This window comes from Micromonospora sp. NBC_00617 (assembly GCF_045161355.1).
Lineage (GTDB): Bacteria > Actinomycetota > Actinomycetes > Mycobacteriales > Micromonosporaceae > Micromonospora.
On the sequence record NZ_CP107751.1, the window covers coordinates 394,620 to 410,913 of the forward strand.

15 protein-coding genes are annotated in these 16,294 nt (G+C 73.9%); 8 read left to right on the forward strand and 7 right to left on the reverse strand.

Features of this window, described 5'->3' with window-relative positions; genetic code table 11:
• Positions 1-61 precede the first annotated feature (61 nt).
• Together OG505_RS01885 and OG505_RS01890 are read left to right on the forward strand one after the other, a co-directional pair.
• Positions 62-1,321: a M48 family metallopeptidase gene (locus OG505_RS01885; RefSeq protein WP_405430529.1), complete on the forward strand. Its 1,260-nt coding sequence runs from the start codon at positions 62-64 to the stop codon at positions 1,319-1,321.
• On the forward strand, positions 1,318-2,442 hold the full coding sequence (locus OG505_RS01890) for a glycosyltransferase family 4 protein (RefSeq protein ID WP_405430531.1): 1,125 nt from the start codon (positions 1,318-1,320) through the stop codon (positions 2,440-2,442). The genes OG505_RS01885 and OG505_RS01890 overlap by 4 nt, the downstream gene beginning before the upstream one ends.
• 33 nt (positions 2,443-2,475) lie before the next feature.
• On the opposite strand, the gene OG505_RS01895 is transcribed toward OG505_RS01890, so the two are convergent.
• The 7 genes from OG505_RS01895 to OG505_RS01925 all read right to left on the reverse strand — a co-directional run bounded on the left by OG505_RS01895 (position 2,476) and on the right by OG505_RS01925 (position 10,747).
• A complete protein-coding gene (locus OG505_RS01895) occupies positions 2,476-3,168 on the reverse strand; it encodes a lysophospholipid acyltransferase family protein (protein ID WP_405430533.1) in 693 nt (230 codons plus the stop codon).
• A gap of 13 nt (positions 3,169-3,181) precedes the next feature.
• Positions 3,182-3,766 (reverse strand): TetR/AcrR family transcriptional regulator, encoded by a 585-nt coding sequence (locus OG505_RS01900; RefSeq protein ID WP_405430535.1) that lies wholly within the window; start codon positions 3,764-3,766, stop codon positions 3,182-3,184.
• Between the two features lie 47 nt (positions 3,767-3,813).
• Complete coding sequence (locus OG505_RS01905) at positions 3,814-5,472, reverse strand: putative bifunctional diguanylate cyclase/phosphodiesterase (RefSeq protein WP_405434331.1); 1,659 nt, start codon at positions 5,470-5,472, stop codon at positions 3,814-3,816.
• A 79-nt stretch (positions 5,473-5,551) separates the two neighbouring features.
• Complete coding sequence (locus tag OG505_RS01910) at positions 5,552-6,361, reverse strand: SAM-dependent methyltransferase (RefSeq protein ID WP_405430537.1); 810 nt, start codon at positions 6,359-6,361, stop codon at positions 5,552-5,554.
• A gap of 189 nt (positions 6,362-6,550) precedes the next feature.
• Positions 6,551-7,219 (reverse strand): response regulator transcription factor, encoded by a 669-nt coding sequence (locus tag OG505_RS01915; protein ID WP_200209675.1) that lies wholly within the window; start codon positions 7,217-7,219, stop codon positions 6,551-6,553.
• A 7-nt stretch (positions 7,220-7,226) separates the two neighbouring features.
• On the reverse strand, positions 7,227-8,855 hold the full coding sequence (locus OG505_RS01920; protein ID WP_405434333.1) for a GAF domain-containing sensor histidine kinase: 1,629 nt from the start codon (positions 8,853-8,855) through the stop codon (positions 7,227-7,229).
• 77 nt (positions 8,856-8,932) lie between these two features.
• On the reverse strand, positions 8,933-10,747 hold the full coding sequence (locus OG505_RS01925) for an AMP-dependent synthetase/ligase (RefSeq protein ID WP_405430539.1): 1,815 nt from the start codon (positions 10,745-10,747) through the stop codon (positions 8,933-8,935).
• 122 nt (positions 10,748-10,869) lie between these two features.
• Here OG505_RS01925 and OG505_RS01930 point away from each other — a divergent pair, with 122 nt between their 5' ends.
• The 6 genes from OG505_RS01930 (at position 10,870) to OG505_RS01955 (ending at position 16,291) form a co-directional block, all read left to right on the forward strand.
• Positions 10,870-11,325, forward strand: coding sequence for an SRPBCC family protein (locus tag OG505_RS01930; RefSeq protein WP_234586939.1), 456 nt, complete (start codon positions 10,870-10,872; stop codon positions 11,323-11,325).
• 31 nt (positions 11,326-11,356) lie between these two features.
• Positions 11,357-12,049, forward strand: a complete 693-nt coding sequence (locus OG505_RS01935) for a hypothetical protein (RefSeq protein ID WP_405430540.1) — start codon at positions 11,357-11,359, stop codon at positions 12,047-12,049.
• An 81-nt stretch (positions 12,050-12,130) separates the two neighbouring features.
• The gene (locus OG505_RS01940) at positions 12,131-13,078 is read left to right on the forward strand and encodes an ROK family glucokinase (protein ID WP_405430542.1); all 948 of its coding nucleotides are present in this window, start codon (positions 12,131-12,133) and stop codon (positions 13,076-13,078) included.
• Between the two features lie 9 nt (positions 13,079-13,087).
• On the forward strand, positions 13,088-13,792 hold the full coding sequence (locus OG505_RS01945; RefSeq protein WP_405430544.1) for an endonuclease/exonuclease/phosphatase family protein: 705 nt from the start codon (positions 13,088-13,090) through the stop codon (positions 13,790-13,792).
• A 115-nt stretch (positions 13,793-13,907) separates the two neighbouring features.
• Positions 13,908-15,314, forward strand: coding sequence for a flavin-containing monooxygenase (locus tag OG505_RS01950; protein WP_405430546.1), 1,407 nt, complete (start codon positions 13,908-13,910; stop codon positions 15,312-15,314).
• A 182-nt stretch (positions 15,315-15,496) separates the two neighbouring features.
• Entirely contained in the window at positions 15,497-16,291 is a 795-nt protein-coding gene (locus OG505_RS01955; protein WP_405434334.1) for an alpha/beta hydrolase, read from the forward strand.
• The last annotated feature ends 3 nt before the right edge of the window (positions 16,292-16,294 follow it).

Consider the following 16,294-nt stretch of genomic DNA (forward strand, 5'->3'; position numbering starts at 1 on the left):
GCGAGCACGGCGGGCCCGTCGGTGCCACGCATGCCGGCGCCGCACGGCGGGGGATGCCCCGGTGACCCCGCGCGGCTGGGCGCTGCTGACGCTGGCCGGGTTGACAGTGGCCCTGCTGGTGGCCGCCGCGCTGTTCATTCCCTGGCACCGGCCACCGGCGCCCCGCGCCGACCAGCTCGCCGCGCTGCGTGATCTCCCGGCGGAGCAGGTGGCCAAGGGGCGTGCGTTCCGTGCCGCGCTGCGCCCCGGGAGCTACGCCTCGCTCGCCGTCGGGCTGCTGATCGCCGTCGCCCTCGGTATCACCCCGCTGGGCAGCCGCCTGGTCGAGCTGGTGGGCCGGCCGTTCGGCGGGCACTGGATCGCGCAGGCGGTGCTCGGTGGTCTCGCCGTGCTGCTCGTCGCCGACCTGCTCACCCTTCCGTTCTCCGCGTGGCGGCAGAGCGTGCTGACCCGCTACGGGCTGAGCACCAACGGGTGGAGCGGCTGGGCCGTCGACCTGCTCAAGTCGTACGCGGTCAGCGCCGTGATCGGCGCGGTGGCGCTGTTCGGCTTCTACGCGGTCATCCGGTTCGCGCCGCGGTGGTGGTGGGCGTTCGGCGCGGCGGGCGCGGCCCTGCTGGTGGTGCTGCTCTCGTTCGTGCTGCCGGTGCTGGTGGAGCCGGTGTTCAACAAGTTCACCCCGATGGAGCAGGGGCCGCTGCGCACCGAGCTGATGAGCATGTCCGCCCGCGACGGCGTGCCGGTACGCGACGTGCTGGTCGCTGACGCCTCGCGGCGCACCAGGGCGGTCAACGCGTACGTCTCCGGCCTCGGGCCGACCCGCCGGGTGGTCGTCTACGACACGCTGCTGAACGAGGGCACGCCGGCCGAGGTGACCGCCGTGGTGGCGCACGAGCTGGGCCACGCGAAGGACTCCGACGTCACGGTGGGCACCCTGACCGGGGCGCTGGGCGCCGCCGCCGCCGTGGTGGCGCTCTACCTGCTCGGCTCGTGGGGGCTGCTGCTGCGGTTGGCCGGCGTCGACTCGGTGGCCGATCCACGCGCGTTTGCGCTGCTGATCGCCCTGGTCACGGTGGCTGGTCTGGTCGCCACCCCGGTGCAGGCGCTGCTGTCGCGGCGGGTGGAGGCGCGAGCCGACGCGCACGCGCTCGCGCTCACCCGCGACCCGGTGGCCTTCGAGTCGATGCAGCGCCGCCTCGGCTCGGTCAACCTTGGCGACCCCGATCCGCCGCGTTGGGAATACCTCTACTCGGCCTCGCATCCGTCCACTGTGGAGCGGATGGCCGCCGCCCGCGCGTACGCCCGGGAGGCCGGCCGATGAGCCGCACGCTGCTGATCACCAACGACTTCCCGCCCCGTCCGGGCGGCATCCAGTCCTTCGTGCACAACCTCGCCGTGCGTCAGCCGGCCGGGTCGGTGGTCGTGTACGCGTCGAGCTGGCGCGGCGCCGCGAAGTTCGACGCCGACCAGCCGTTCGAGGTGGTCCGCGAGCGCACCCGGGTGCTGCTGCCCACCCCGCTGATCGCCCGCCGGGCGGCCCGCCTCGCCCGCGCGTACGACTGCGACACGGTGTGGTTCGGCGCGGCGGCCCCGCTGGGGTTGCTCGCCGCCGGCCTGCGCCGCCGGGTGGGCGTACGCCGGGTGGTGGCGCAGACCCACGGCCATGAGGTCGGCTGGGCGGCGCTGCCGGCCGCCCGGCCGGCGCTGCGGCGCATCGGTCGGGGTGTCGACGTGACGACCTACCTCGGCGAGTACACCCGGGTCCGGCTGGCCCGCGTGCTGGACGGGGTGACCGACCTGCGCCGGCTGGCGCCGGGGGTGGACGTGGACACCTACCACCCGACGGTGGACGGTGAGCCGGTCCGGGCCCGGTTGGGGCTGACCGACCGGCCGGTGGTGGTCTGTGTGTCCCGGCTGGTGCCGCGCAAGGGTCAGGACATGCTGATCCGGGCACTGCCGGAGATCCGCCGCCGGGTGCCCGACGCGGCGCTGCTGATCGTCGGCGGCGGGCCGTACCGGGCGACCCTGGAGAAGCTGGCCCGGCAGGCGGGCGTCGAGCGGGACGTGGTGTTCACCGGTTCGGTGCCGGCGGCCGAGCTGCCGGCGCACTACGCGGCCGGCGACGTCTACGCGATGCCGTGCCGCACCCGCAACCGCGGCCTGGACGTGGAGGGGCTGGGCATCGTCTACCTGGAGGCGTCCGCGACCGGTCTGCCCGTGGTGGCGGGGGACTCCGGCGGCGCCCCGGACGCGGTCCGTGAGTCCGAGACGGGGTATGTGGTCCGTGGCCGCGACGTCGCCCAGCTCGCCGACCGGGTCGCCCGGCTGCTCGCCGACCGGGATCTGGCCCGCCAACTGGGCGCGGCCGGTCGGGCGTGGGTGGAGCGGGAGTGGCGCTGGGAGGCGCAGGCACAGCGGATGGCGGCTCTGCTCGCCGGCTGACCGCCGCCCGTGTTCAGGTGCGGCGACACCCCGTCACGCCTCGCCCTCACCACGCCCCGCCACGCGGGCCGGCCGGGGCGGGGCGTAGCGGGGCACGTACTCCTGGTCGGTGAGCCGTTGGATCGCGGCCATCACCTCGTCGGTGATCGTCCGGATGTCGCGGGGCCCGGTGACGCGCCCGGCGACCGGGATCGGCGGACCGAACCGCAGGGTGACCGGGTGTCGGCGGGGCAGCCGCGCGTCGACCGGCAGGACCTCGGCGGTGCCGAGCACACCGACCGGGATGATCGGCACGTCGGCATCGCGGGCGAGCCGGGTCATGCCGACCCGACCCCGGTAGAGCCGCCCGTCCGGGGACCGGGTGCCCTCCGGGTAGATGGCGACGAGACCGCCGGCGCGCAGCACCGGCACGGCCACGTCGAGGGCCGTGAGGGCGGCCCGGCCGCCGGCGCGCTCGACCCGGATGGCGCCCATGCCGGCGACGATCCGCCGGCTGAGCCAGCCGCTCGGGCCTCGGCCGGTGAAGTACTCGGCCTTGGCCCAGAAGGTGACGTGGCGCGGCGTCAGGCAGCCGAGGAACACCTCGTCGGCGACGGACAGGTGGTTGCCGGCGAGGATGGCGCCGCCGTGACGCGGCAGATGCTCCAGCCCCTCCACGCGGGGCCGCCAGCCCAACCGCAGGGTGGTGCCGACGGTCAGTTTGCCGATGTCGTACAGCAGGGGCACGTCTTCTCCTGGTTCAGCACGGCGCGGGACCGAGGTGCGCGTCGAGCGCGGCCCGCAGCAGGGTGTCGTCGTCGGTGACGCCGGTGGCCAGCGGCAGGCTGCCCCAGGCCCAGAGCTGGGCGATGCCGTGCAGGTTGGCCCAGAGCGCGCCGGCCAGCACCGGGGCGGGCGCGGCGGCCGGCTGGCGTGCCTGGGCGACCAGGTCGACCAGGATGGTGAACAGCGGCAGGCTCATCTCGCGCAGCCGCAGACGACCGCTGGCCAGCAGGTCGTGGCGGAACATCAGCTCGAACATGCCGTGGTGCGCCGCGGCGAAGTCCAGGTACGTCCGGGCCAGCGCGACCAAGCGGGTACGCGGATCCGGGCCGGCCGCGCGCAGCGTCTCCTCGACGCGGGCGGTGAGGTCGGCGAAGCCCTCGCGGGCGATGGCGGAGAGCAGGTCGACGTGGGTGGGGAAGTAGCGGCGCGGGGCGCCGTGCGAGACGCCCGCCCGACGGGCGATCTCCCGCAGTGACACCGCCGACTGGCCCTCGCGCAGCACGAGGTCCACCCCGGCGGCCACCAGTCGGGCGCGCAGGCCCGCCTCCCCCTCGCTCATAGACAGTGTCTACCAGGTGGGCGTAGACGCTGTCTACCACCGGGGGTTCAGCGGATGCGGGCCAGGATGCGGTCGGCGGGGGCCGGTCGGCCGAAATGCCAGCCCTGGGCGGCGTCGCAGCCGATCGCCCGCAGCCGCTCGGCCTGCCCGGCGGTCTCCACCCCCTCGGCGGTCACCGTCAGATCCAGCGCGTGCGCCAGCGACACCAGCGAGGCGAGGATCCGCTCGTCGGTACGCCCCACCGCCGGCGAGCGCAGGCCGGCCACGAACTCCCCGGCCACCTTCAGCTCGGTGACCGGCAGGTCCCGCAGGTACGCCAGGTTGCTGTAGCCGGTGCCGAAGTCGTCGATGGCGATGCGCACCCCGAGATCGGCCAGCACCCGCAACGCCCGCACGGGCTCCTTGGCGCTGCTCATCATCGTGCTCTCGGTGATCTCCAGCTGGAGTCGCTCGGGCGGCAGACCGGTCTGGCGCAGCAGCGTGCGGACCTCCTGCACCAGGCCGGGCCGGTGCACCTGCCGCACGGCCAGGTTGACGCTCACGAACGGCGCCTGGACGCCCTCCGCCGACCACGCCTCCGCCTCGCGGCACGCCTCGCCCAGCACCCAGCCACCCAGCTGCACGATCAGGCCGGTCTCCTCGGCCAGCGCGATGAAACTGTCCGGCCGCAGGACACCCAGCTCCGGATGGCGCCAGCGGACCAACGCCTCCACGCCGAGCAACCGGCCGTCGCGTAGCGAGGTCAACGGTTGGTAGTCGAGGTAGAACTCGCCCCGCTCCAGCGCGGCCGGGATGGCCGCCGAGAGGGCGTAGCGGGCCAGCTCGCGGCGGTTGCGCTCGGCGTCGTAGAGCGCCCAGCGCGCCCCGCCGGCCGACTTCGCCCAGTGCAGGGTGCTGTCGGCGGCCCGCATCAGGTCGCTGGGGGTGGCCCCGGCCACCTGCCGCTCGACGATGCCGATGCTCGCCGTGACCTGGAGTTCGTGCCCGTCGACCACCGCCGGTGTGCGGACCGCGGCCAGGGCGCTCTCGGCCACCTCCACCACGGCGTCGGTGCCGCTGGCGTCCTCCACCAGGATGACGAACTCGTCGCCGCCGAGGCGGGCCACCAGGTGCTCACCCAGGGCCTGGCGCAGCCGCTCGGCCACCGTAATCAGCAGCCGGTCGCCCACCTGGTGCCCCAGGCTGTCGTTGACGACCTTGAAGCGGTCCAGGTCGAGGAAGCACACCCCCATGCGCTGGGCGCCCCGGCCCGGCTCGTTGAGCGCGGCGGTGAGTCGTTCGGTGAACAGCGTCCGGTTGGGCAGGCCGGTGAGCGGGTCGTGGGTGGCCTGGTGGCGGAACCGGGCCTCGCTGGCCCGCAGCGCCCGTTCGGCCTGCGTCCGGGCCATCATGGCGGCCCGGCGGATCGACTCCTGCTCGTCGAGCGTCCGGTCGCGCAGCGCGCGGGCGTAGCCGGTCGCCACGGCGGCCAGCAGCCGCGCCATCCGGTCCTCGACGTCCTCGGCCACCAGTCCCAGGTCCCGCACGAGCCGGAGCTGAATGACCTCGACCGTACGACCCAGCCCCTCCGCGGACGCGATGTGCGCGGCGACCAACTCGGCGCCGACCCGGTGCCCGGCCCGCAGGTCGAACGGCTCGGCGAGCAGCGCGCCGGCCAACTGCCCGGTGAGCCGATGCAGCAGGGCTTCGAGCTGCGCCTGGGTCATCGGCAGGTAACTCGTGCCGGAGACCGCCTTGGCCCACGCGCGGGCGAAGGTGCCCGGGCGGGTGGCCTCCCCGGGCGACTCAGTCACCGAGTCGTCCGACGCCGCCCATGAACACCGCGCGCTCGGCGTCCTCCGCGCTCTCCGGGGTGTCCGGTCGCCACTGTGGCACCCAGACGACGCCCGGGTCGACCAACTCGAACCCGTCGAAGAGCGCGGTCAGCTCGGCCCGGTTACGAATCCAGAGCGGGTTGTCGGTACGTCGGTAGACCCGTTCGGCCTCGGCGCGCTCGTCCTCGCTGCGCCCGTCGTCGCTGGCCTGCGACAGCACCAGGTAGCTGCCGGGCGCCAACGCGTCGCGCAGCGTCGCCAGCAGCTCCGCCGGCCGGTCGTCGTCGGAGACGAAGTGCAGGACGGCCACGACCATCACGGCCACCGGCTGGCTCAGGTCGAGCAGCTTGCGGACGTCGGGGTGCGCCAAAATCCGCTCCGGGTGTCGCAGGTCCTCCTGGACGACCACCGCGCGGGCGTTGCCGGCCAGGATCTCCCGGCTGTGCGCCACCGCGACCGGATCGACGTCCACGTAGACCACCCGCGACTCCGGGTCGATGCGCTGGGCGATCTCGTGCACGTTGCCGACGGTGGGAATGCCCGAGCCGATGTCGAGGAACTGTCGGACGCCGGCCTCGGCGAGATGGTGGACCGCTCGGCGCAGGAACGCCCGGTTGGCCTGCGCCATCAGCGGCGCCTCCGGGACGGCGGCCACCATCGCCTGCGCGGCGGCCCGGTCGGCGGCGAAGTTGTGCGATCCGCCGAGGTAGTAGTCGTACATCCGCGCGACGCTCGGGCGCTCGATGTCGATGGTGTCGGGTGCCCAGTCCGGCCGCTGCATGCGCTCAACCCCTTGAGTCCGCGACGCGGGCGTCGTCGCCCGCGCGGGTATTCTGCCCCCGACGTACCCGCCAGACCATAGCGTGCCGCCAGATTTCCGCCGACGTCGGTCGATACGCGAAGGTCCGCGCCGGCGGCGAGCCGGCACGGACCTTCGATCGCGGTGTCCCGCTCGACGAGCGGGCGCGGATCAGAACTTCGGGGCGTCCGGCGCTTCGAGCAGACCGAGCCGCAGCGCGGTCATCAACGCCTGTGCCCGGTTGGCGGCGCCGAGCTTCTCGTAGAGCTTCGAGATGTGCGTCTTGGCGGTGGACTCGCTCACGAACAGCTGCTTCGCGATGCCCGCCACGCTCATTCCGTCGGCGAGCAGCCGCAGCACCTGCCCCTCGCGAGGGGAGAGCTGCGGGCCGGACGGGGCGAGCCGACGCTTCATCGCCTCGGCCAGGTCGGCGGCGGTGAACGCGCTGGGCGAGGAGGCGGCGTGCCGCGCGGCGGCCACCACCTCGTCGGCCGGTGCGGTCTTCGGCACGAAGGCGCTCGCGCCGGCCTCCAGGGCGCCGAAGAGCTGGTCGTCGCCCGCGTACATGGTCAGCACCACGATGCCCATCGACGAACTGGACTTGCGCAGCGCGCGGGTGGCCTCCAGGCCGCTGCCGTCGGGCAGCCGCAGATCCATGATCACCACGTCCGGCTGCAGGGCGCCGGCCTGGCGTACCCCCTCAGCCGCGGTCGCGGCCTCGCCGACGACCTCGAACTGGCGGTCGCGCTCGAAGGCGTGCCGCAGGCCCTTGCGAATCAGGTCATGATCGTCGACAAGGAGGACCTTGGTGCGGGTGGCCGGTGTCGGACTTGTGGTCATCCTCGGGTTACTCCCCTTCTGGTGCTGCGCTGTCGCGCACGTTGTCGCGCCGGGACGAGGAACCGAGAACCACCGCCACGGTCGTGCCGCTGGGTTGCCGCGGCCTGATCTCCAACCGGCCCCGGATACGTTCCGCCCTCTCGGCCATGATCGCAAGACCGTACCGTCCGTCGGGGCGCTGGTCAGCCATCCCCTGACCGTCATCCGACACTTCAATTTGAGCGTACGGGGGGTCCACCTCACACGTGACCCAGAGATTCGAGGCTCCGGCGTGCTTGCGGGCGTTGGTCACCGCCTCCTGCGCGATGCGCAGCAACTCGGCCTCGGTGGCCGCCGGCAGGCGCGCGGTGGACTCGTCCAGCGACAGGTGCACCCGCAACCCGCCCGAGGCGCCCACGGTCCGGGCGTACTCGGCGATCGCCGCGGCCAGGCCGCCCTGGCGGTCCACCTCGCTGCGCAGCTCGAAGAGGCTCAGCCGCAGCTCGGTGATCACCCGGGTGACCTCGCCGCGCAGTGTACGCAGCGCCTCGGCGGTCTCGTCCGCGTCGTCGAAGACGGTGGCCAGGGCGTTGTCGATACCGTAGCCGACCATCACCAGCTCCTGCGCCACCCCGTCGTGGATCTCCCGGGCCAGCCGCTGACGCTCCTCGTTGGTGGCCAGCGAGCGGACCTCGTCGAACAGCAGGGCCGCCTCCAGCCGCAGCGCGGCCGGCCGGGTCAGCCCGGTCACCCGGGACACCACCGGCGGCGGGTACGCCTGCGCGACGTCCGCCTCCAGCACCACCAGCCCCACCGTGCGCACCCCGGCGACCAGCGGGACGATCAACGCCGACACGTCCCCGCCCCGATGGGAGCGCGACTGCGAGCGGACGGCCGTCGTGGCCTGCTGACTGGCCCAGGCGTCGGCGATCGCCGAGTCCGCGTCCAGGGTCGTCTCCCAGTCCACCCGGTCCACCCCGGCCTGGGCGAGCACCACGAGCCGGCCCCCGCCGCTGGCCGACAGCACCGCGCCCCGGTCCGCCCGGGCCACCGTGCGCAGCTCCTCCAGCAGGTGCTCGGAGATGCCGCCCGGGTCCAGGGTCGCCCCGGGCAGTTGCCGGGCCACCGTCCGCAGCTGGGTCAGGAGCCGGGTCGCCTCGGCGTACGGCTGGGGCTTGCCGTCCCCGCGCACGGCCATCACCCGGTGCAGGGTGCCGGCGGCGTAGAGCCCCAGCGCGGCGAGGATCAGCCACTGCGCGCAGACCGCGAGGTAGCCCACCTGGCCGAGCTGACGCCCGCCGTCGACCTGGGTCAACGCGCCGCTGACCAGCAGCGTGCCGGCGGTCACCGCGAGCAGCGCCGCGCCCTCGCGGAAGCGGCGGCGCAGGGCGGTGACGGTCACCGGCACCGCCAGGTAGGGCAGCACCGCGGAGGCGCCGAGCCCGTCGACCGTCCCCCCGATCGACGCGACAGCGGCGACCTGGCTCGCGGCCAGCCCCAGCACCACCACCTCGGCGACCCGGCTCAGCGGCCCGATCAGCCGGTGCTGCGGGGCGAGCAGGGAGGGCGCCCCGGCGACCGCCAGCAGCGCGATCCACCACAGCTGGGTGACGTCGCGGGTGGCGAACAGGGTCAGGATCGCGACCAGCGCCAGCATCACCAGGCGGGCGGCCGCGGCGAGGGGATGCGGATGCGGTGTGGCGGATGCGGATGCGGGCACGTGACGGATGGTAGTCAGCCGCGGTAGATGTCGGCGATCTCCGCCGCGTACGTCTTGTGGACGACCTGTCGTTTGACCTTCAGCGACGGGGTCAGCTCACCGGTCGCCTCGGTGAAGTCGCGGGGCAGAATCCGGAAGACCTTGATCGCCTCGGCCTTCGACACGGCCTGGTTCGCGGTGTCGATCGCGGACTGGACCTCGGCGCGCAGGCCCTCGTGCTCGCGCAGCTTCTCGACCGGGGTGTCCGGGGGCAGCCCGGCGTTCGCGAGGAACGTCGGCAACGCCTCTTCGTCGATGGTGACCAGCGCGGCGATGAACGGCTTCGCGTCCCCGACGACGACGCACTGGCTGATCAACGGGTGGGCGCGGACCTGGTCCTCCAGCACCGCGGGGGCGACGTTCTTGCCGCCCGCGGTCACGATCAGCTCCTTCTTGCGGCCGGTGATGCTCAGGTAGCCGTCGGCGTCGAGCTGGCCCAGGTCGCCGGTGCGGAACCAGCCGTCGGCGCTGAGCGCCTCCGCGGTCGCCGCCTCGTTGTGCCAGTAGCCCTGGAAGACCAGGTCGCCGGAGATCAGGATCTCGCCGTCGTCCTCGATCCGGATGGTCACGCCGGGCAGCGGCCGGCCGACGGTGCCGATCCGGGTGCCGGTGGGCAGGTTCGCGGCGGCGGCGGGCGAGGTCTCGGTCAGCCCGTACCCCTCCAGGACCGTCACGCCGACGCCGCGGAAGAAGTGGCCGAGCCGGGCGCCCAGCGGTGCGCCGCCGGAGATGGCGTCGCGGCACCGCCCGCCGAGCGCGGCGCGCAGCTTGCGGTAGACGAGCCGGTCGAAGACCGCGTGCTGGGCGCGCAGCGCCAGGCCGGGCCCGCGCGGGGTCTCCAGAGCCTCGCTGTACGCGATGGCGACCTGCTCGGCGCGGGCGAAGACGCCGCCCTTGCCGTCGGCCTCGGCCTTCTGCTTGGCCGCGTTGTAGACCTTCTCGAACACCCGTGGCACGGACAGCACGAAGGTGGGGCGGAACTCCTGCAACTCGCCGACCAGGTTCTTGGTGTCGGCGCAGTGCGCCAGGGTGGCCCGGGCCTGCACCACGCCGATCTGGATGAGCCGGGCGAACGAGTGCGCCAGCGGCAGGAAGAGCAGGGTGGCCGCGCCGGCGTTGAACAGGTTCGGCAGCACCGGCACCGCGTTGGCGATGTCGGCGTACATGTTGCGGTGGGTGAGCACGCAACCCTTGGGGCGGCCGGTGGTGCCGCTGGTGTAGATGATCGTGGCCAGGTCGTCGGCCTGGACGGCCTTGCGGCGCCGCTGGACCTCGGCCGGCTCGACGGCGGCGCCGGCGGTGACCAGATCGTCGACCCCGCCACCGTCGATCTGCCAGAGGTGGGCCAGGTCGGGCAGGCGGTCGCGGACGCCGGCGATCAGGTCGGCGTGCGCGTCGGTCTCCACCACGGCGGCGACCGCGCCGGAGTCGGCCAGGATCCAGGCGGCCTGCTCGGCGCTGGAGGTCTCGTAGATCGGCACGGTGACCGCGCCGACCGCCCAGATGGCGTAGTCGACCAGCGTCCACTCGTAGCGGGTCCGGCTCATCAGCGCGACCCGGACGCCCGGGGCGACGCCGGCGGCGATCAGGCCCCGGGCCACCGCCGCCACCTCGTCGCGGAACTGGCGGCAGGTCACCTCCGCCCAGGTCGTGCCGTTGCCGTCGGCCGAGCGAATGGCGCGGGCGAACTGGACGGTGTCCGGCGCGGCCTCGGCGTTGTCCCAGACCGGGTCGGTGAGGTTGGCCGCGTCGCCAACGGTGACGATCGGCGGAACGGAAAACTCGCGCACCTGCACTCCTTCGTGCTCGCACTGGCCGGGCCGCTGCCCATCCACGGTCGTCGGCTCTGTCGAAACCTACCCGGCGGGGGCGGCGCGGCGTACGGGCGGTACCCGCCGGGTAGCCTCCCCCCATGGCGGACTCCTCCACCCAGTCGATCATCATCGGCGCGTCACCGGACCTGGTGGCGGCGGTCATCTGTGACTTTCCGAGTTACCCGGAGTGGACCGAGGCGGTGCGCCACGCCGAGGTGATCGAGGAGTACGAGGACGGCTACGCCAGCCAGGTGCGTTTCGCGATCGACGCCGGGGTGATGGCCGACGAGTACGTGCTCGCCTACGAGTACGCCGAGGACCTGTCCCGCGTCGAATGGCACCTGCTGGCCCCCTCGAAGATGCAGAAGAGCCAGCGCGGCTCGTACGACCTGGTGGCGAACCCGGACGGGAGCACCACGGTGACGTACACGCTGGAGGTCGAGCTGTCGGTGGGGATGCTCGGCATGTTTCGGCGCAAGGCCGAGAAGATGATCATGGACACCGCGTTGAAGCAGCTCAAGCGCCGGGTAGAAGCACTCGGTGCGGCGCAGTGACGCGTCCGGCGGCAGGGTAGAGGAGCCGAGGGTGGGCGGAACGGATCCGGGTTCGGCCCGGGAAGAAGCGGAGCGTCTGGTCGCCACCCTGCTCGCGGGGGCGCGACTGGCCTCCGGCGGGTCGGCGGGCGGCGCGTTCGGCCCGCTGGGCGGGATGCTGGCCGGTGTCCTCGGTCACAGCGCCGCTCCGGGCGGCGGCGCCCACGGCGGTGGTGGTTTCGCCACCGGTTCGGCCGAATGCTGCGTCTGCCCGGTCTGTCGCGGCATCGCCGCGTTACGTGATCCGAGTCCGGAATTCGCCGAACGCCTCGCCACCGGCGCCGGAGACCTCGCGGCCGGCGTGGCCAGCCTGCTCCGCGCGTTCGCACCGCCGGAGCCATCCCCGACGACCGCACCGCAGCCGTCCGCGCCGGCGCAGCCGACGTCCGCCGCGAGCAGCGACGACGAGGCCCCGCCCTCCGCCCCGGCAGACCGGTCCGCCGAGACCGACGACGAGCACGTGTGGCGCGATGCCACCCGCACCGGGCATGATTCTCAGCCGGCGCCGGAGCGGGATGTCTGGTCGGTCGCCACCCGGACGGCGGACCCACTCGCCCCGGCCACCGCAGCACCCGTCGACGACGCCGGGTCGGTGGCCGCACCGGCGCCGACCAGCCGACCCGCGGTGCCCGCGTCGCGGGCGTCCGACGACACCGGCGCGGACGCGCCGGGCGGCGGCGCCTGAGCGCGGGACATCGCGATCCGGACCGGCGCGTGATCGGCGCGCGGACCGGACAGCACAGCACAGCAGAGGGGAGCGGCAGCGGTGACGCTGACCATCGGAGTCGACGTCGGTGGCACGAAGGTGGCCGGCGGTGTCGTGGACGACACCGGCACGGTTCTCGTGCAGAGCCGACGGGACACTCCCGCCGATGATGTCGGCAAGACCCGTGACGTCATCATCGAGCTGGTCGGCGAGCTGGCTGCCGGGCGGACGATCGAGGCCGTCGGGATCGGCGCGGCCGGCTGGATCGACGCCACCCGCTCGACCGTGCTCTTCGCCCCGAACCTCGCCTGGCGTGACGAGCCGCTGCGCGAGTACGTCAGCAGCGCCGTCGGCCTGCCGGTGATCGTGGAGAACGACGCCAACGTGGCCGCCTGGGCCGAGTTCCGCTACGGCGCGGCCCGGGACGCCGACGACTCCATGATCATGTTCACCATCGGTACCGGCGTCGGCGGCGGCATCGTGCTCGGCGGCGAGCTGATGCGCGGCGCGCACGGCGTCGCCGCGGAGCTGGGCCACATGCTGGCCGTGCCGGACGGGCACCAGTGCGGCTGCGGGCGGCTGGGCTGCATCGAGCAGTACGCCAGCGGCAGCGCCCTGGTCCGCTTCGCCCGCGCGGGCGCACGACAGGAACCGCAGCGGGCCGCGGCCCTTCTGGACCTGGCCGGTGGCGAGGCCGAGGCGATCACCGGCCACATGGTGACCGCCGCGGCGCAGGGCGGCGACCTGGTCTCCGCCGAGGCGTTCGCGCAGATCGGTCGGTGGCTGGGCACCAGCCTCGCCGACATGGCGCAGATCCTCGACCCGCAGGCCCTGGTCGTCGGCGGCGGCGTGATCGACGCCGGTGACCTGCTGCTCGGCCCGACGCGCCGCTCGTACCTCGACGCGCTCGCCCAGCGGGGCCGCCTGCCGGTGGCCGAGGTGCTCCCCGCCCAGCTGGGCAACAGCGCCGGGGTGATCGGCGCGGCCGACCTGGCCCGCCGGATCTGAGGGCCAGCGATGGGTGAGGCTGCCGGCGTACCGCTGCGCGTGGTGTCGTACAACATCCACAGCCAGCGCGACGACACCGCCGCGCTGGCGGCGGTGGTCCGGGCCGCGAGGCCGGACGTGGTGATCGTGCAGGAGGGGCCGCGCCGGTTCCGGTGGCGGCAGAAGTCCGCCACCCTGGCCGAGTCGTTCGGCCTGGTGGTGGCCGCCGGGGGTCTGCCCGCCCTGGGCAACCTGCTGTTGACCAGCCTGCGGGTGCAGGTGCGCGGCACCCGTTGCCAGCGCTTTGCGCTGACCCCGGGCCGACACCTGCGCGGCGCCGCGTACGCCGACTGCCGGGTCGGCGACGCCCGGTTCACCCTCGCCGGGTCGCACCTGTCCACCGACCCGAGCGAGCGGCCCGCGCAGGCCGCCGAGTTCCGGCGAGGGCTGGACGCGGCGAGCAGCCCGGTGGTGGCCGGGGCCGACCTGAACGAGGGCCCGGACGGGCCGGCGTGGGCCACGGTGTCGCGTGGCCTGACCGACGCGGCGATCGCCGCCGACCGGGCGGACCGGCTCACCTACTCGTGCGCCGACCCGCGCCGCCGCATCGACGCGCTCTTCGTCGATCCCCGGATCAGCGTGGTCGACTACGACGTGGTGGACACCCCGCAGACCCGCCGGGCCAGCGACCACTTCCCGGTCCTCGTCGACCTGCTGCTGCCCACCGCCGGCTGACCCCCCACCGGCCGGTACCCGCCGATCGGTCCGCTCCGGGGCTGGACATCCGGCTCCGATGTGGAGAGGATTTCGCGGCGACCGGCACCCGTGCCGCACAAAAGGAGATGTCCCGGTGTCCACCTCCACCGACCACGGCCGGCCCGACCCGGATGCGAACCCGTCCGCGCAGAGCCCCAACGGCCGTCCGCTCTCCGACCGGGGCGACACGGTCTGCGTCATCGGGGCCGGGGCCAGCGGCCTGACGGCCATCAAGAACCTGCGCGAGCACGGGTTCGGGGTGGACTGCTACGAACGGGAGACCGGCGTCGGCGGCGCCTGGAACTGGCGACACGACCGCAGCCCGGTGTACGCGAGCACCCACCTGCTGTCGTCGAAGCCGTTCACCCAGTTCCCCGACTTCCCGATGCCGGACTCGTGGCCGGACTACCCGCACCACAGCCAGCTCCTGGCGTACTTCGAGCGGTACGCCGACCACTTCGACCTGCGGTCGCACGTCTGGTTCGGCACCGAGGTGATCCGGGTGGAGCCCGCCGAGGGGGACCGCTGGGACGTGACCACCCGCTCCACCGGCGGGTACGGGCCCGAGCGCACCTCCCGATACGCCGCCGTGGTCATCGCCAACGGGCACAACTGGTCGCCGAAACTGCCCCGCTACGAGGGCCTTGAGGAGTTCCGCGGCGAGGTCATGCACGCGTCGTCCTACAAGGACCCGGCGCAGCTGCGCGGCAAGCGGGTGCTGGTGGTCGGCGCCGGCAACACCGGCTGTGACATCGCCGTCGAGGCCGCCCAGCAGGCGTCGCGGTGCTGGCACTCCACCCGGCGCGGCTACTGGTACGCACCGAAGTACGTCCTCGGGCGCCCCGCCGACCAGGTCAACGACGCCCTGCTGGCGCTGCGCGTGCCGCTGCGGGTCCGCCAGTGGCTCTACCACTGGACGCTGCGCCTGACCGTCGGCGACCTGACGCGCTTCGGCCTGCCCAAGCCCGACCACCGGGTGTACGAGACGCACCCGATCGCCAACAGCCAGCTCGTCTACTACGTGGGCCACGGCGGGATCGGCCCGGTGCCCGATCTGGCCCGTTTCCGCCCGTACGCCGTGGAGCTGGCCGACGGCCGCGAGATCGACCCGGACCTGGTCATCTTCGCCACCGGCTACCTGCCGCGGTTCGAGTTCCTCGACGCGTCGGTGTTCGGCGACAGCGCCGGCACGGGCCGGCCCACGCTCTGGCTCAACGCCTTCACGCCGGGTCACCCCACCCTGGCGGTCGCCGGCCTCGTGCAACCGGACTCCGGGATGTTCACCCTGGCGCATTGGCAGACGGTGCTCTTCGCCCGGCTGTTGCGGGCCCGCCGGGACCGGCCCGAGCGGGCTGCGGCGTTCGCGCAGCGGGTGCGTGATCGGGCCGGGGAGCGCTACTCGGGGCAGGTCAAGGACAGCAGCCGGCACTGGTTCGAGGTCGGGCACGCCGACTACCTGCGCGCCGTCCAGCGCGCCCTGCACGACCTGGAGGCCAAGTGAGCGCGAGGAGTGAGCTTGCGAGCCCCGCAGTCGCGAACGGAAGGTGGGCCCGGTGAGCGCGAGGAGTGAGCTTGCGAGCCCCGCAGTCGCGAACGGAAGGTGGGCCCGGTGAGCGCGAGGAGTGAGCTTGCGAGCCCCGCAGTCGCGAACGGAAGGCAGGATCAGTGACCGAGCTGCGGATCATGCGGGGCCGGGAGTGGTCCCGGCCGGTCCGGCCGGCACGGCGCGAGGTGCTCAGCGCCGTTCCCGAGGTGGAGCAGGGGCGGCCTCCGCTGCTCTTCGTTCCCGGGTTCGGGCACGGCGCGTGGGCGTTCGCCGAGCACTGGCTGGGTCACGCCGCGTCACGGGGCTTTCCGGCGTACGCGCTGAGCCTGCGGGGGCACGGGGGCAGCGAGCCGGCGCCGGAGGCGACGCTGCGCGCGTACGCCCACGATGTGGTCCAGGTGGCCGCGAGCCTGCCGCGCCAGGCGGTGCTGGTGGGGCACGGCGCCGGGGCGCTCGTGGTGGCGCACGCGTTGGCGCGCTACCCGGCGCGCGGCGCGGTGCTGGTGGCGCCGGTCTTCGGCGGCTGGGGGGTGCTTTCCGCGGCGGTGCGCCGCAACCCGGCCGGGACGCTGCCGGCGGTGTTCGGCGGGCCGCTGCGGCTCAGCCGCACGCAGTTGTTCAGCCGCGAGTTGCCCGACGAGGAGGCCCGGCGGTACGTGGCGCGGCTGGGTCGGGCCGGTCGGCGGGCGCAGTGGGCGCTGCTGGGCGAGCCGGAGGCCGAGCCGGCCGTGGGCACGCCGCCGGTCCTGGTGCTGGGCAGCCCGGACGACCGGGTGGTGCCGGCGTCGACGTTGACGCGGATCGCCCGCCGGTACGGTTCGGCGCCGCTGCTCTTTCCCGGCATGGGGCACGACCTGATGCTCGACGCGCGTTGGGCCGAGCCGATCGACGCGATCCTGGACTGGCTGGAGAAGGAGCCCGCGTCACGGTGAGTG

Excerpts from the sequence above, each read along its gene's own strand:
- OG505_RS01890 (WP_405430531.1), top strand. The coding sequence starts at position 1,318 with ATGAGCCGCACGCTGCTGATCACCAACGACTTCCCGCCCCGTCCGGGC.
- OG505_RS01900 (WP_405430535.1), bottom strand. The coding sequence starts at position 3,766 with ATGAGCGAGGGGGAGGCGGGCCTGCGCGCCCGACTGGTGGCCGCCGGG.
- OG505_RS01905 (WP_405434331.1), bottom strand. The coding sequence starts at position 5,472 with ATGACCCAGGCGCAGCTCGAAGCCCTGCTGCATCGGCTCACCGGGCAG.
- OG505_RS01910 (WP_405430537.1), bottom strand. The coding sequence starts at position 6,361 with ATGCAGCGGCCGGACTGGGCACCCGACACCATCGACATCGAGCGCCCG.
- OG505_RS01915 (WP_200209675.1), bottom strand. The coding sequence starts at position 7,219 with ATGACCACAAGTCCGACACCGGCCACCCGCACCAAGGTCCTCCTTGTC.
- OG505_RS01920 (WP_405434333.1), bottom strand. The coding sequence starts at position 8,855 with ATGCTGGCGCTGGTCGCGATCCTGACCCTGTTCGCCACCCGCGACGTC.
- OG505_RS01930 (WP_234586939.1), top strand. The coding sequence starts at position 10,870 with ATGGCGGACTCCTCCACCCAGTCGATCATCATCGGCGCGTCACCGGAC.
- OG505_RS01945 (WP_405430544.1), top strand. The coding sequence starts at position 13,088 with ATGGGTGAGGCTGCCGGCGTACCGCTGCGCGTGGTGTCGTACAACATC.
- OG505_RS01955 (WP_405434334.1), top strand. The coding sequence starts at position 15,497 with ATGCGGGGCCGGGAGTGGTCCCGGCCGGTCCGGCCGGCACGGCGCGAG.